The 14,085-nt window shown below is 62.1% G+C and carries 15 protein-coding genes; 9 read left to right on the top strand and 6 right to left on the bottom strand.

Features of this window, described 5'->3' with window-relative positions:
• Positions 1-11: 11 nt before the first annotated feature.
• Complete coding sequence (locus HV782_RS27535) at positions 12-866, top strand: sulfurtransferase (protein ID WP_186747113.1); 855 nt, start codon at positions 12-14, stop codon at positions 864-866.
• A 31-nt stretch (positions 867-897) separates the two neighbouring features.
• Here the strand turns inward: HV782_RS27535 and HV782_RS27530 are convergent, their stop codons facing one another.
• From HV782_RS27530 to HV782_RS27510, 5 genes are read right to left on the bottom strand one after another with little or no spacing between them, the layout of a single operon-like run.
• A complete protein-coding gene (locus HV782_RS27530; RefSeq protein ID WP_128614685.1) occupies positions 898-1,749 on the bottom strand; it encodes an AraC family transcriptional regulator in 852 nt (283 codons plus the stop codon).
• Positions 1,746-2,744 (bottom strand): hydrolase, encoded by a 999-nt coding sequence (locus tag HV782_RS27525; protein WP_128614684.1) that lies wholly within the window; start codon positions 2,742-2,744, stop codon positions 1,746-1,748. Before HV782_RS27525 ends, HV782_RS27530 begins: the two co-directional genes overlap by 4 nt.
• Positions 2,745-2,796: 52 nt before the next feature.
• On the bottom strand, positions 2,797-3,405 hold the full coding sequence (rsmD, locus tag HV782_RS27520) for a 16S rRNA (guanine(966)-N(2))-methyltransferase RsmD (protein ID WP_123469579.1): 609 nt from the start codon (positions 3,403-3,405) through the stop codon (positions 2,797-2,799).
• On the bottom strand, positions 3,405-4,892 hold the full coding sequence (locus tag HV782_RS27515) for a M16 family metallopeptidase (RefSeq protein WP_186747115.1): 1,488 nt from the start codon (positions 4,890-4,892) through the stop codon (positions 3,405-3,407). The genes rsmD and HV782_RS27515 overlap by 1 nt, the downstream gene beginning before the upstream one ends.
• On the bottom strand, positions 4,885-6,240 hold the full coding sequence (locus HV782_RS27510; protein WP_123469575.1) for a M16 family metallopeptidase: 1,356 nt from the start codon (positions 6,238-6,240) through the stop codon (positions 4,885-4,887). The genes HV782_RS27515 and HV782_RS27510 overlap by 8 nt, the downstream gene beginning before the upstream one ends.
• Positions 6,241-6,584: 344 nt before the next feature.
• On the opposite strand from HV782_RS27510, the gene ftsY reads away from it, so the two are divergent.
• From ftsY to rpoH, 4 genes are all read left to right on the top strand, one after another.
• Positions 6,585-8,096 (top strand): signal recognition particle-docking protein FtsY, encoded by a 1,512-nt coding sequence (gene ftsY, locus HV782_RS27505; protein ID WP_186747117.1) that lies wholly within the window; start codon positions 6,585-6,587, stop codon positions 8,094-8,096.
• Entirely contained in the window at positions 8,093-8,764 is a 672-nt protein-coding gene (gene ftsE / locus HV782_RS27500) for a cell division ATP-binding protein FtsE (RefSeq protein WP_003229148.1), read from the top strand. The genes ftsY and ftsE overlap by 4 nt, the downstream gene beginning before the upstream one ends.
• A complete protein-coding gene (ftsX, locus tag HV782_RS27495) occupies positions 8,761-9,786 on the top strand; it encodes a permease-like cell division protein FtsX (protein ID WP_123469571.1) in 1,026 nt (341 codons plus the stop codon). Before ftsE ends, ftsX begins: the two co-directional genes overlap by 4 nt.
• Positions 9,787-9,900: 114 nt before the next feature.
• On the top strand, positions 9,901-10,755 hold the full coding sequence (gene rpoH, locus HV782_RS27490; protein WP_003229146.1) for an RNA polymerase sigma factor RpoH: 855 nt from the start codon (positions 9,901-9,903) through the stop codon (positions 10,753-10,755).
• A gap of 179 nt (positions 10,756-10,934) precedes the next feature.
• On the opposite strand, the gene mtgA is transcribed toward rpoH, so the two are convergent.
• Positions 10,935-11,657 (bottom strand): monofunctional biosynthetic peptidoglycan transglycosylase, encoded by a 723-nt coding sequence (gene mtgA, locus HV782_RS27485; RefSeq protein ID WP_123469568.1) that lies wholly within the window; start codon positions 11,655-11,657, stop codon positions 10,935-10,937.
• 74 nt (positions 11,658-11,731) lie between these two features.
• Here mtgA and HV782_RS27480 point away from each other — a divergent pair, with 74 nt between their 5' ends.
• From HV782_RS27480 to trmB, 4 genes are all read left to right on the top strand, one after another.
• The gene (locus tag HV782_RS27480) at positions 11,732-12,103 is read left to right on the top strand and encodes a DUF423 domain-containing protein (RefSeq protein ID WP_123469566.1); all 372 of its coding nucleotides are present in this window, start codon (positions 11,732-11,734) and stop codon (positions 12,101-12,103) included.
• 80 nt (positions 12,104-12,183) lie between these two features.
• Positions 12,184-12,384 (top strand): sulfur carrier protein ThiS, encoded by a 201-nt coding sequence (thiS, locus tag HV782_RS27475; protein ID WP_027610571.1) that lies wholly within the window; start codon positions 12,184-12,186, stop codon positions 12,382-12,384.
• 60 nt (positions 12,385-12,444) lie between these two features.
• A complete protein-coding gene (locus HV782_RS27470) occupies positions 12,445-13,239 on the top strand; it encodes a thiazole synthase (protein WP_110644432.1) in 795 nt (264 codons plus the stop codon).
• A 9-nt stretch (positions 13,240-13,248) separates the two neighbouring features.
• Positions 13,249-13,974, top strand: coding sequence for a tRNA (guanosine(46)-N7)-methyltransferase TrmB (gene trmB / locus HV782_RS27465; protein WP_186747119.1), 726 nt, complete (start codon positions 13,249-13,251; stop codon positions 13,972-13,974).
• The last annotated feature ends 111 nt before the right edge of the window (positions 13,975-14,085 follow it).

The following is a 14,085-nucleotide window of genomic DNA, read 5'->3' as shown; positions in this document are numbered from 1 at the left end:
AGGAGTCCGTCATGCCGATTGCGCAACTGATCAGCCCCGTCGCACTGGATGCCCGCAAGGAGCAGCCGGGGCTGGTGATTCTCGATTGTCGTTTTGCCCTCGAAGACCCGGATTACGGTCAGCGCAGCTACGCCGAAGGGCACATTGCCGGCGCGCATTTCGCCGATCTGGAACGTGACCTCAGCGGGCCTGTGGTCAAGGGCGTGACCGGACGTCATCCGCTGCCTGAGCCGGCGGCATTGATCGAGCGACTGCAAGCGTGGGGCATCAATGCCGACAGCGATGTGGTGCTCTATGACGACGGTCCCGGTGCCTACGCGGCGCGGGCGTGGTGGTTGCTGGCGTGGCTGGGCAAGCGCGAGGGTGTGTTCATCCTCGATGGCGGACTCAAGGCCTGGCACGGTGCGGGGTTACCGCTGAGCCTGGATGCACCGGCGAACAGCCGTGGCCATTTCAGCGGTCAGCCGGACATGGGCTTGCTGCTCAGCGCCGAACAATTGCAGCAGCGTCTCGGCCAGCCGGCGCTGACGCTGCTGGATGCGCGGGCCTTGCCGCGTTTCAAAGGGGAAGTGGAGCCGATCGACCCGATTGCCGGGCACATTCCCGGTGCGCAATGTGCGGCGTTTACCGAGAACCTTGGCAGCGACGGGCGTTTCCTGCCGGCGGACCAGCTCAAGCAGCGGTTTGCCGCCAAACTCGGCGATCGCTCGCCAGCGGCTCTGGTGGCGTATTGCGGGTCCGGGGTGACGGCGTGTCACAACCTGTTTGCGTTGTGCCTGGCGGGGTATCCGTTGGCTTCGTTGTACGCCGGGTCGTGGAGCGAGTGGATCAACGAGCCTTCCCGAGGCATCGCCACCGGCGAGTGATCCCCACGAGGTTCTCCCGGCAGGCTCACGCCTACAGCGGTTGTTCGGTGTTTGATGGTATTTGTCTGGCACTGCGATACGCCGCTGGCCCCACGCCGTACACCTGCTTGAACTGCCGACTCAGATGGCTCTGATCGGCAAACCCCAGTTGCATGGCAACTTCCACCGGCAGACAGCCGCTCTGCAACAGGCCGCGCGCTGTGGCGATGCGTTGTTGCATCAACCAGGTGTGCGGCGGCATGCCCGTGGCGCGGCGGAACACCCGGGCAAAATGGAACGGCGACAGATTGACCGCCGCAGCCAGTTCCTCCAGCGACGGCGGTGCAGCCAGTTGCGCATGCAGCAGCTCCTTGGCCAGCACCACCGCGCGATGTTCCTTGCCCGGTTTGCCGCTGATCTGCACCGCCGCGTGGCGCTGCAACAGCAGCAGCATCATCTCGCGCCACACCGTCTGCTGTTGCAGGGCGGTGGCGGGGCTTTCCAGCAAACGGTGCAACTGGCAGAAACCGTTGACCAGATCCGGGTCGCGGTACAGCGTCGCGCCGAAGGCCGGCATCGGTGCGGTCGGCAGTTCCAGCTCTTCAAGCAACGAAACGATCTGCCCGGTATCGGGATAAAACGCCCGGTACAGCCAGCCGTCCTCGGTGCCTTTGTGACCGGTGTGCAACTCATCCGGGTTGATCAGCACCAGCGTGCCGCTGCCGGCCAGGTGTTCGGCACCGCGATACCGGTAGCGCTGGGCGCCGGCCATGATCATGCCGATCACGTAGCCGTCGTGGACGTGGGGGGCGAAGCGATGGTCGATGTAGCGCGCCGATAACAGTTCGACCCCGGCCAATGGCGCGGTTTGCCAGAAACGGATCGATTCGCCCGTCTCGTTCATGGCGTCACACGGGCCAGCCATTGCGGGATACGCCGTTCCAGGTAGTAACCGGGCTGACGGAACGTGCCATCGACAAAGCCGACATGCCCGCCCTTGGCCTGCAGTTCGAATTGCGTGGTGGCGGACAGCTCCTGCGCCGAAGGCAGGCTGTGGGGGAAGACAAACGGATCGTCGGCGGCCTGAATGATCAGGGTCGGCGTGCGGACTTCACCGAGGAAATAGCGGCTCGAGGCGCGGCGATAGTAATCCTCGGCGTCGGTAAAACCGTGCAGTGGCGCGGTCACCCGGCCATCGAAATCCCAGAAGGTACGCATGTTTTCCAGCGAGCCGAGGGCGGCCAGCGCGGCGAGGCCATCCTCGCGTCCGTCATGCTGGAATTGCCGTTGCTTGTTCTTGATGTAGGCGACCATCTCGCGCATGAAGTGCGCCTGATAGACCCTGGAAAAGCCCTGGCCGATGCGGTCGGCGCATTGATCGAGACGAAACGGCACCGACACGGCGACCGCACCGAGTACGCCGCTGTCGCTGCCGGTTTCTCCCAGATGCTTGAGCAGCACGTTGCCGCCGAGCGAATAACCGACTGCATACAGTGGCGCCAGCGGCCGTTTGGCGCGCAGGTGTCTGATGGCTTCGGCAAGGTCTTCGCTGGCGCCGGAGTGGTAACTGCGCGGCAACAGATTCGGTTCGCCCGAGCAGCCACGCCAGTTCAGCGCGACACTGGCCCAGCCTTGATCGGCCAACGCCTTCTGAATGCCTGCGACGTAAGGTGAATTGGAGGAGCCGGTCAGCCCATGCAGCACCAGCACCAAGGGTGCCTCGGCACTGTGCGGGCCATGCCAGTCGAGGTCGAGAAAGTCGCCGTCCTCAAGCCATAAGCGTTCGCGCTCGCGTTCGATATGCACGGTTTTGCGCCACAGCGGCCCCCACAAGGTTTGCAGGTGCGGATTGCCGAGGCCGAAGGCCGGGGTGAAGCGTTCAGTTTCCAGAGGGCACACACCTTTTGTGGCGAGGGAGCCAGCTCCCGCGCCACAGGGTTCTTCAATACTTTCAGTTAACTGCCATGCGTTGCCACAACGCGTAATAGACCCGCCCGGATTTCTGCTCGCGGTGCAGGCGCCAGTTGCCCGGCAGGCCCAGGGTCGACGGCGCGGTTTCGCTTTCAGTGTAGATCCACGAATCGGGCGCCAGCCATTCGCGCTCTTCCAGCAATGTGCAAACGGCCGGCAACAGGTTCTGGTTGAACGGCGGATCGAGGAACACCAGGTCGAACGGCGTGGCGACCTGGGTTTCCAGGTAGCGCAAGGCGTCGGCGGTCTGCACCTGGCCGTTGGTGCAGCGCAGGGTGCCGAGGTGTTCTTTCAGGCTGGACACCGCGACATGGCTGGCGTCCAGTGCCTGGCCCATGGCCGCGCCACGGGACAGTGCTTCGAGAAACAGTGCGCCGCTGCCGGCGAACGGATCCAGCACCTTGGCCCCGGCCACATACGGCGCGAGCCAGTTGAACAGGGTTTCACGCACGCGATCCGGCGTCGGGCGCAGGCCCGGCGCGTCGGGGAAGCTCAGTTTTCGGCTGCGCCATTCGCCGCCGATGATGCGCAGTTGGTTCACGCCGTTGTGCACGTTTTGCGCAGGTTTTTTCGGTGTACGAGTTGCCATTAATGCTCCGGAACCCCGAGCGGTTGCTCGGCAGGTTTATCAGATGGGGCCGGTAACGGCTTTTGCGGCACGGTCGGGCCAGCGCTGACGATGACCATTTTGTCCGTGCTCAGGTGTTTGTTCAGGGCGTCGCGCACCTGGTCTACAGTCAGGCTCTGGGACTGTTTCATGAAGTCGTCCAGATAACTCAACGGCAGATTATAGAAGCCCATGGCGCCGAGTTGGCCGACGATGTCGGCGTTGCTCGCGGTGGACAGCGGGAAGCTGCCGGCCAGTTCGCGTTTGGCGTCGTCGAGTTCTTTCTGCGTCGGGCCGGTTTTCAGGTAATCGGCGAGTACGTCCTGCACCAGTTTCAGGGTGCCTTCGCTCATTTCCGCGCGGGTCTGCAGGTTGATCATGAACGGGCCACGGGCCTGCATCGGGCTGAACGCCGAATACACGCCGTAAGTCAGGCCGCGTTTCTCGCGCACTTCGCTCATCAGGCGCGTGCCGAAACCACCGCCACCGAGGATCTGGTTGCCCATCGACAGTGCCGCGTAATCCGGGTCATCACGGTCGATGCCCAGTTGCGCGAGCATCAGGTTGGTCTGTTTGGACGGGAACTCGATGTGGCCGGTGCTGGCCTTCGGTTCTTGCGGCGCCGCGATCTTCGCCAGGGCCGGGCCTTTCGGCAGGGCAGAGGACACTTGATTGGCGATGGCCTCGGCGTCGGTGCGGGACAGGTCACCGACCAGCGCGATGACCACATTGCCGGCCGCGTAGGCTTTGGCGTGGAACTCACGCAGTTGTGCCAGGGTGATCTTCGGTATGCTTTGCGCGTTGCCGTCACTCGAATGCGCGTACGGGTGGTCGCCGTACAGACGCTTCATCAGTTCAAGGGTGGCAAGTTTGCCGGGGTTCTGTTTCTGGTATTCGAAACCGGCGAGCAACTGGTTCTTGATCCGCGCAAACGAGTCTGCCGGGAAGGTCGGCTTGCCGACCACGTCGGCGAACAGCTTGAGTGCCGGTTCACGCTTATCGGCGGCGCTCAGGCTACGCAGCGAAGCCAGCGCCATGTCCTTGAAGGCACCGTTGCCGAAATCCGCTCCCAGACCTTCGAAGCCCTGGGCAATTGCACCGACGTCTTTGCCGGCGACACCCTCATTGAGCATCGCGTTGGTCAGCACCGCCAGCCCCGGCACGTTGCCGTCCTGACTGCTGCCGGCAGCAAAGATCAGGCGCATGTCGAACATCGGCAGCTCATGGGCCTCGACGAACAGCACCTTGGCGCCTTCGGCGGTGTTCCAGGTCTGTACGTCGAGTTTGCGGCTGGCCGGGGCCTTGCCGTCGAGTTCGGTCAGCGATTGCAGTTTCTGGCTCGACTTGGCGTTGTCCAGTGCTTCGCTGGCATGGGTCCCGGTGTCGGGTACCAGATAAAACGCGGCGGAGCCGATGACTGCCACGGCGATCAGGCCAAGCAGCAGGCGTGGGGATTTGCGCTTACTCATGAGTCGTCTCCAGTGGCAGGACGTGGGCGACGCTGAGACGTTCGCGGGTGAAATACAGCTTGGCGGCGTTCTGGATGTCTTGCGGGGTCACGCTTTCCAGATCGGCCAGTTCGGTGTCCATCAGTTTCCACGACAGACCGACCGTTTCAAGCTGACCGATGGCGGTGGCCTGGCTGGTGATCGAATCACGTTCGAAGACCAGGCCGGCAATGACCTGCGCACGCACGCGCTCCAGTTCTTCGGCGGACGGCGCGGTGGTCTTCAACTGTTCCAGCAGTTTCCACAGACCGGCCTCGGCTTGCGCCATGGTCTTTTTCTTCTGGGTGTTCGGCGTCGCCGACAGGGTGAACAGGCTGTCGCCACGGGTGTAGGCGTCGTAGCTCGACGAGCCGCCGGAGACCAACTCTTCGCCGCGCTCCAGTTGCGTCGGGATGCGTCCGCTGTAACCGCCGTCAAGCAGCGCCGAGATCAGGCGCAGAGCGTTGACCGAGCGTTTGTCTTCGGCTGTGGCAATACTTGGCACATTGAAACCGAGCATCAGGCTGGGCAATTGGGTCTGCACGTGCAGGGTGATCTGGCGTTCGCCGGGTTCGGCCAGTTCCAGCGGCTTTTTCGCCGGTGGCACGTCGCGTCTGGCAATCGGGCCGAAATAGCGCTGGGCGAGGGTTTTGACTTCGTCCGGAGTGACGTCGCCGACCACCACCAGCGTGGCATTGTTCGGCACATACCAGGATTGGTACCAGTGGCGCAGCTCCTCGACCTTCATCCGGTCGAGGTCGGCCATCCAGCCGATGGTCGGCGTGTGGTAGCCGCTCGCCGGGTAAGCCATTGCTTTGTAGCGTTCGTAGGCCTTGGACATCGGCTTGTCATCGGTGCGCAGGCGGCGCTCTTCCTTGATGACTTCGATTTCCTTGGCAAACTCGTCAGCCGGCAGGCGCAGGTTGGCCATGCGGTCGGCTTCCAGCTCAAAGGCCACGCCCAGACGGTCGCGGGCCAGCACTTGGTAATAAGCGGTGAAGTCGTCGCTGGTGAAGGCGTTCTCTTCGGCGCCGAGGTCGCGCAGGATCAGCGAGGCTTCGCCGGGGCCAACCTTTTCGCTGCCCTTGAACATCATGTGCTCGAGCGCGTGGGACAGACCGGTCTGCCCCGGGGTTTCGTAGCTGGAACCGACCTTGTACCAGACTTGCGACACCACTACTGGCGCGCGATGGTCTTCGCGCACGACGACCTTGAGACCATTGTCGAGGGTGAATTCATGGGTCGGTTGCGGGTCGGCCGCCAGGGCCGAAAGGGGCAGGCAGACTGTGCTGAGCAGCAGGCCAGCAGCGCGGCGGGCTAGAGCATTCATTCGTTTTTTAACCTGTTGGGCTGCCCGCTTGGTCTTAGCCTAGGCGGGCGAGGAGGTGCTAGGATACTGATCCGTTTTACCGGCGACCACGCCTATCAGGTTTTCAGGCTTGATACGGCTGTATAGGTTGGCGGCAGAAAGCTGCGGTTTATCGACTAGACTTCGCTTTTTCGCCGATTTTGCCGGTTGAGTCCTTCGTTTATACGATTCTTTGGGGTGCCGCTGGCGCCTCGACAACATGTTGCGCGTGAACAAGCTGGATGAAACACAGTCTGTTCTGCATCGAATATTTATTTGCCGGGGCGCCCTTATGGCGCGTCGCTACCGTGAGATAGCCGTCCTCCATGTTTGGTTCCAACGACGACAAGAAGACCCCAGCTGCGGCTGGCGAGAAGAAAAGCCTGTTCGGATGGCTGCGTAAGAAACCGCAGGAACCCGTTGTCGAACAGCCGCCTGCGATTCCTGAACCAGCCCCCGCGCCGGCACCCATCGTAGAAGAAGAGCAAGCTCCGATCGTTCTGCCGATCGCTGAGCCGGTGTTGCAACCGGTTGAGCCAGAGCCAGAACCGGAAGTGCCTGTGGCAGGCGGGGTGTCGCTGACGCCGGCCGCCGAGCCGTGGCTGACCTTGCCGGTGGCGGAAGAGCCGGTGGCGCTGGTTGAAGAAACTGCGCCGCACGTGACGCCGCCGATTCCTGCGCCTGCTGCGTTTGTTCCTGAAGCTGCACCGGCGCCGGTGCTTGAGCCCGTTGCCGAGCCTGCGCCGGCGGTGGTTGCTGAACCTGTTGCGCCTGCGGTCGTTGCCCCGGTTGTTCAACAACCTGCACCTGCACCTGCACCTGCACCTGCACCTGCACCTGTCGCCACTGTGCCGGTTGCGGTGCCAGTTGAAACGCCGGTCGAAGCGCCACGCACCGAAGAAACCAAGGCCGGCTTCTTCGCCCGCCTCAAGCAAGGCCTGTCCAAGACCAGCGCCAGCATCGGCGAAGGCATGGCCAGCCTGTTTCTCGGTCGCAAGACCATCGACGACGACCTGCTCGACGACCTCGAAACCCGTCTGCTGACCGCCGACGTGGGCGTCGAAGCCACCACGCAAATCATCCAGCGCCTGACCCAGAAGGTCGCCCGCAAAGAATTGGCCGACGCCGACGCGTTGTACAAATCCCTGCAGGCCGAGCTGGCGGCGATGCTCAAACCGGTCGAACAACCGCTGAAGATCGTCTCGCAGAACAAGCCATTCGTGATTCTGGTGGTCGGCGTCAACGGCGCCGGCAAGACCACCACCATCGGCAAACTGGCGAAGAAGCTGCAACTGGAAGGCAAGAAAGTCATGCTCGCCGCCGGTGACACCTTCCGCGCCGCGGCCGTTGAGCAACTGCAGGTCTGGGGCGAACGCAACAAGATCCCGGTCATCGCCCAGCACACCGGCGCCGACTCGGCTTCGGTGATCTTCGACGCCGTGCAGGCCGCCAAGGCCCGTGGCATCGACGTGCTGATTGCCGACACCGCCGGTCGCCTGCATACCAAAGACAACCTGATGGAAGAATTGAAAAAGGTTCGCCGGGTGATCGGCAAGCTCGACGCCGACGCGCCGCACGAAGTGCTGCTGGTGCTCGATGCCGGTACTGGCCAGAACGCCATCAACCAGGCCAAGCAATTCAACCAGACCGTCGAACTGACCGGCCTGGCGCTGACCAAGCTCGACGGCACCGCCAAGGGCGGGGTGATTTTTGCCCTGGCCAAGCAGTTTGGCCTGCCGATCCGCTACATCGGCGTCGGTGAAGGCATCGACGATTTGCGCACCTTTGAAGCCGAACCCTTTGTCCAGGCACTGTTTGCCGAGCGGGAGCGTTCATGATTCGTTTCGAACAGGTCGGTAAGCGCTACCCGAACGGTCACGTCGGCTTGCATGAGCTGAGCTTTCGAGTCCGTCGTGGCGAATTCTTGTTTGTGACCGGTCACTCCGGTGCCGGTAAATCGACCTTGCTGCGCCTGTTGCTGGCGATGGAGCGTCCGACCAGCGGCAAGCTGCTGCTGGCCGGGCAGGATCTGAGCACCATCAGCAACGCGCAGATTCCGTTCCTGCGCCGGCAGATCGGCGTGGTGTTTCAGAATCACCAGTTGCTGTTCGATCGCACGGTGTTCAACAACGTCGCGTTGCCGTTGCAGATTCTCGGGCTGTCCAAGGCCGAAATCGCCAAGCGTGTCGATTCGGCGCTGGAGCGCGTGGCGCTGTCGGATAAAACCGATCTGTACCCGGGCGACCTGTCCACTGGTCAGCAACAGCGCGTCGGCATTGCCCGGGCCATCGTTCACCGTCCGGCCCTGCTGCTGGCGGACGAACCGACCGGTAACCTCGACCCGCGTCTGGCGGCCGAGATCATGGGCGTGTTCGAAGACATCAACCGGCTGGGCACCAGCGTGCTGATCGCCAGTCACGACCTGGCCCTGATTGCGCGCATGCGGCACCGCATGCTGACCCTGCAACGCGGCCGCTTGATCGGCGACGGGGAGGCCGGGGTATGAGTGCAACACGCAGTCCGAAGGTTTCCGAGCGCGTAGCCCCGAAAGCCGCCGATCCGCAGCCACCGAAGAAGAAAAAACACGACGAAGACGACGGTCCCGACTTTGCCACGCTGTTTCGCGCCTGGGTCGAAAGCCATCGCGCCAGCCTGCTCGACAGCCTGCGGCGTCTTGGCAAGCAGCCGATCGGCAGCTTCTTCACCTGCATGGTGATGGCCGTGGCGCTGAGTCTGCCGATGGGCCTGTCGCTGTTGCTCAACAACGTCGAGCGTCTGGGCGGCTCGTGGCAGCGGGCGGCGCAGATTTCGCTGTACCTGCAACTCGATGCCAGCCCGGAGCAGGGCGAGTCGTTGCGCGAACAGATCAAAGGCATGCCTGGCGTGGCGGATGCTGAATATGTCGGTCGTGATCAGGCGCTGGAAGAGTTTCAGCAACAGTCCGGCCTTGGCGAAGCCCTGCGCGAACTGCCGGAGAACCCGCTGCCCGGCGTGGTGCTGGTGACGCCGAACGAGGTCGACAAGCCGACCCTGGAAGCATTAAGACAAAAACTTTCCGAGCTGCCCAAGGTACAACAGGCGCAACTTGATCTAGTCTGGGTCGAGCGTCTGGCCGCGATCCTCAAGCTCGGCGACCGGTTTGTCTTCGGTCTGACGGTGCTGCTGGTTTCTGCATTACTTTTGGTGATAGGCAATACCATTCGTCTTCATATTGAAAACCGCCGAATCGAGATCGAAGTGATTAAACTCGTCGGCGGCACTGACAGCTATGTGCGACGTCCCTTCCTTTATATGGGTGCGTTGTATGGTTTCGGTGCAGGGCTGTTGTCCTGGGGCGTATTGGCGTTTGGCCTGAACTGGCTGAACGATGCGGTGGTTGGACTGGCCGGCTTGTACGGCAGTGATTTCGCGCTGGCCGGAGTGCCAGTTGCCGACGGTCTGTCGCTCTTGCTTGGCGCGGTGCTGTTGGGTTATATCGGTGCATGGATTGCAGTCGCGCGTCATCTCAGGGAGCTGGCGCCGAAGTAGAATCTTTTTTGCGCGTGATTGGCCTTGTGGTTTTTTGGGAACTTGTACCTGAGTTCCCGGTCAATTTTTCGCAGTGCTGAAAGGCACGAGTATGTAAGTCGGAGGTTTTTTCGCATGACCAATTCTTTGCAACCTGCGTATGCGCTGGTTCCGGGTGCGAACCTGGAAGCCTATGTACACACCGTCAACAGCATTCCATTGCTGACGCCGGAGCAGGAGCGTGAACTGGCCGAGAGTCTCTATTACGAGCAGGATCTGGGGGCGGCTCGGCAGATGGTGCTCGCCCACCTGCGATTTGTCGTACACATTGCCCGTAGCTATTCGGGCTACGGCCTGGCTCAGGCTGACCTGATCCAGGAAGGTAACGTCGGCCTGATGAAGGCCGTGAAGCGCTTCAACCCGGAAATGGGCGTGCGTCTGGTGTCGTTCGCCGTGCACTGGATCAAGGCGGAAATTCACGAATTCATTCTGCGCAACTGGCGCATTGTGAAAGTCGCGACCACCAAGGCCCAGCGCAAGCTGTTCTTCAACCTGCGCAGCCAGAAGAAACGCCTGGCGTGGCTGAACAACGAGGAAGTCCACCGTGTGGCGGAAAGCCTCGGCGTCGAGCCGCGGGAAGTGCGCGAGATGGAAAGTCGCCTGACCGGCCATGACATGGCCTTCGACCCGGCCGCCGAAGCGGACGACGACAGTGCTTTCCAGTCGCCGGCCAACTACCTGGAAGACCACCGGTACGACCCGGCGCGTCAACTGGAAGATGCCGACTGGAGCGACAACTCCAATCACAACCTGCACGAAGCGCTGGAAGTGCTGGACGAACGTAGCCGCGACATCCTCTACCAGCGCTGGCTGGCAGAAGAGAAAGCCACGCTGCACGACCTGGCGCAGAAGTACAACGTGTCGGCCGAGCGGATCCGTCAGCTCGAGAAGAGCGCGATGAACAAGCTCAAGTTGTCGATCGCCGCATAACCGGCGCTCAGGCAACAAAAAAACGCCCCGATCAGCGATGATCGGGGCGTTTTCATTTCAGGCTTCACACAAAACCCATGTGGGAGCGAGCTTGCTCGCGAAAGCGGAGTGTCAGTCACCGCCACTGCTGAATCCACCGTATTCGCGAGCAAGCTCGCTCCCACAGGGGATCTTCAGCGTTATTCAGACCAAGGCGCCCGGCGCGAATCATCAAGCCCCAGCAGATAACTGGTCCCGCCCAATTGACTCATCTGCTGCCGAATCCACCCGGCCCGGCGCGACACATAAGCCGTCGGATGGCTTGCGCTCCAGACGCGGGGGTTGGGCAGAACGGCCGCCAGATAACTCGCCTGCTGTCGTGTCAGCGACTTCGCGCTTACGCCAAAGTGATGGCGGGCCGCAGCCTCAGCGCCAAACACCCCGTCGTCCCACTCGACGCTGTTGAGGTACACCTCAAGAATCCGTTGCTTGGGCCAGAACACCTCGATCAGCGCGGTAAACCAGGCTTCCAGGCCTTTGCGCAAATAGCTGCGACCCGACCACAGAAACAGGTTCTTCGACACTTGCTGGCTCAAGGTGCTGGCGCCGCGAATCGAACCACCCAGCTCGTTATGCGCCAATGCGGCCTGGATCGCACTGAAATCAAAGCCCCAATGCTCCGGAAACTTCTGATCTTCACCGGCCATGACCGCGACTTTGAGGTCGTCGGAGATCTCGTCCCACGGTTTCCACGTGCGTTGCAGGTCGATCGGTTCGCCGTCGACCCAGGATTCGACTTTGCGCTCGACCATCAGCGCCGTGCCGGGCGGCGGCACGAAGCGGAACAGCAGGACCAGCACGACGCTGCCACCCGCGAACCAGAGCAGGGCCTTCGTGAGGCGACGGAAAATTGTACGCAGCATAGAGATGGCTTGGCCGAACCCGTGGAGCGGGCCATTATACAGACCCTGCCGATCGAGTCTGACTGGAGTTCCCAATGCTGCGTGGCTTTTTGATGCTGGCCGCTTTTTTCGGTTTCACCGGGGTCGCCTTGGGTGCCTTCGCCGCCCATGGCCTGAAAAACCGCCTGACACCCGAGTATCTGGCGATCTTCCATACCGGCGTCACCTATCAACTGGTGCACACTCTGGCGCTGTTCGGTGTGGCGCTGCTGGCCACGCAGATTCAGGGCCGACTGGTCACTTGGGCCGGCGTTTCCTTCACCGTGGGCATTCTGCTGTTCTCCGGCAGCCTGTATGTGTTGACCACCACCGGCATCAGCAAGCTCGGCATCATCACGCCGTTCGGCGGCCTGGCGTTTCTGGTCGGCTGGTTGTGCCTTGGACTTGCCGCCTGGCGCCTGCAGTAAACCGCTTGACGCTTGGTGCTGACCTTTAGGTCATGATCGGGCTAGAATGCCACCCCCTAAAAATGATGGCGGCCTAGCGCATGCGCATTCAGTTGAACGGCGAATCCCTTGAACTGCCCGACGGTGAAACCGTTGCGGCCCTGATCGCCCGTATGGACCTGACCGGTCGCCGGGTGGCAGTCGAACTCAATCTGGATATCGTCCCGCGCAGCCAGCATGCCGACACCGTTCTCAACGACGGCGATAACGTCGAAGTGGTGCACGCCATCGGCGGCGGCTAATCGCCCGGTTCGCAAGGGCACAGAATTCTGCAAGACCCTCACCCCTAAAGAGGACTCCCCATGAGCATCGTTCGTAGCGACAAGCCTTTCGTCCTGGCCGGTCGTACTTACCAGTCGCGTTTGCTGGTCGGCACCGGCAAGTACCGTGACATGGAAGAAACCCGCCAGGCCATCGAAGCCTCGGGTGCCGAGATCGTGACCTTCGCTGTGCGCCGCACCAACCTGGGCCAGATCGAAGGCGAGCCGAACCTGCTCGAAGTGCTGTCGCCGGAGCGCTACACCTTCCTGCCGAATACTGCCGGTTGCTACGACGCCATCGAAGCCGTGCGCACCTGCCGCCTGGCCCGTGAGCTGCTCGATGGCCACAACCTGGTGAAGCTGGAAGTGCTGGCCGATCAGAAAACCCTGTTCCCCAACGTGATTGAAACCCTCAAGGCCGCAGAAACGCTGGTCAAGGAAGGCTTCGACGTGATGGTTTACACCAGTGATGACCCGATCATCGCTCGCCAACTGGCGGAAATCGGCTGCATCGCGGTGATGCCGCTGGCCGGTCTGATCGGTTCCGGTCTGGGGATCTGCAACCCGTACAACCTGCAGATCATCCTCGAAGAAGCGAAAATTCCGGTGCTGGTGGATGCCGGTGTCGGTACCGCTTCCGACGCCACCATCGCCATGGAGCTGGGTTGTGATGCCGTGCTGATGAACTCGGCCATCGCTCACGCCCAGCAACCGGTAATGATGGCTCAAGCCATGCAGCACGCCATCGTTGCCGGCCGTCTGGCGTACCTCGCCGGCCGCATGCCGAAAAAACTCTATGCCAGCGCCTCTTCGCCGCTGGATGGTCTGATCAAGTAAGAGCCATTGATGACTGAATCGAACGACACGCCTATCCAGACGGAAGAAGGCGACGAGCGCCAACACCGCCGCATCAAGAGTTTCGTGATGCGCGCCGGGCGCATGACCGAAGGCCAGCAGCGCGGTCTGGACCAGGGCGCGCCGCTGTACGTGCTGCCGCTGGCCGATGCGCCGGTGGATTACGACCAGGTGTTCGGCCGCTCGGCGCCGCGCTCGCTGGAGATCGGTTTCGGCATGGGCCACTCGCTGCTGGAAATGGCCGCGGCCGCGCCGGATCAGGACTTCATCGGTGTTGAAGTGCACCGTCCGGGTGTCGGCGCGCTGCTCAATGGCGTGCTGACCCAGGGCCTGACCAACCTGCGGGTCTACGATTGCGACGCGATCGAAGTGCTCAACCGTTGCATCGCCGACAACAGCCTCGATCGCCTGATGCTGTTCTTCCCGGATCCGTGGCACAAGAGCCGTCACCACAAGCGCCGTATCGTTCAGGCGTCGTTCGCCGAGCTGGTGCGCAGCAAGTTGAAGGTTGGCGGCATTCTGCACATGGCCACCGACTGGGAACCGTATGCCGAGTACATGCTGGAAGTGATGAACGTCGCCCCGGGCTACCGCAACCTCGCCGAAGACGGCAAGTGCGTAACGCGCCCGGCCGAACGCCCGATCACCAAGTTCGAACGCCGTGGCGAACGACTTGGGCATGGCGTGTGGGATCTGAAGTTCGAGAAACTGTCCTGATCTCAGGCTGTAGATGAACCTGTGGGAGCGGGCTTGCCCGCGATGGCGGCATAACAGTCGACAAAAATGTTGAGTGTTATTGCCTCATCGCGGGCAAGCCCGCTCCCACAG

This window comes from Pseudomonas monsensis (assembly GCF_014268495.2).
Classification (GTDB): Bacteria; Pseudomonadota; Gammaproteobacteria; order Pseudomonadales; family Pseudomonadaceae; genus Aquipseudomonas; species Aquipseudomonas monsensis.
Note: the sequence above shows the minus strand (reverse complement) of the source record. Positions and strands in the feature narration are given on the sequence as shown.

Bases quoted from the DNA above. Each gene is read 5' to 3' on its own strand.
- HV782_RS27535 (WP_186747113.1), top strand. From the start codon at position 12: ATGCCGATTGCGCAACTGATCAGCCCCGTCGCACTGGATGCCCGCAAG.
- HV782_RS27530 (WP_128614685.1), bottom strand. From the start codon at position 1,749: ATGAACGAGACGGGCGAATCGATCCGTTTCTGGCAAACCGCGCCATTG.
- rsmD (WP_123469579.1), bottom strand. From the start codon at position 3,405: ATGGCAACTCGTACACCGAAAAAACCTGCGCAAAACGTGCACAACGGC.
- HV782_RS27515 (WP_186747115.1), bottom strand. From the start codon at position 4,892: ATGAGTAAGCGCAAATCCCCACGCCTGCTGCTTGGCCTGATCGCCGTG.
- HV782_RS27510 (WP_123469575.1), bottom strand. From the start codon at position 6,240: ATGAATGCTCTAGCCCGCCGCGCTGCTGGCCTGCTGCTCAGCACAGTC.
- ftsY (WP_186747117.1), top strand. From the start codon at position 6,585: ATGTTTGGTTCCAACGACGACAAGAAGACCCCAGCTGCGGCTGGCGAG.
- ftsE (WP_003229148.1), top strand. From the start codon at position 8,093: ATGATTCGTTTCGAACAGGTCGGTAAGCGCTACCCGAACGGTCACGTC.
- ftsX (WP_123469571.1), top strand. From the start codon at position 8,761: ATGAGTGCAACACGCAGTCCGAAGGTTTCCGAGCGCGTAGCCCCGAAA.
- rpoH (WP_003229146.1), top strand. From the start codon at position 9,901: ATGACCAATTCTTTGCAACCTGCGTATGCGCTGGTTCCGGGTGCGAAC.
- mtgA (WP_123469568.1), bottom strand. From the start codon at position 11,657: ATGCTGCGTACAATTTTCCGTCGCCTCACGAAGGCCCTGCTCTGGTTC.
- HV782_RS27480 (WP_123469566.1), top strand. From the start codon at position 11,732: ATGCTGCGTGGCTTTTTGATGCTGGCCGCTTTTTTCGGTTTCACCGGG.
- thiS (WP_027610571.1), top strand. From the start codon at position 12,184: ATGCGCATTCAGTTGAACGGCGAATCCCTTGAACTGCCCGACGGTGAA.
- HV782_RS27470 (WP_110644432.1), top strand. From the start codon at position 12,445: ATGAGCATCGTTCGTAGCGACAAGCCTTTCGTCCTGGCCGGTCGTACT.
- trmB (WP_186747119.1), top strand. From the start codon at position 13,249: ATGACTGAATCGAACGACACGCCTATCCAGACGGAAGAAGGCGACGAG.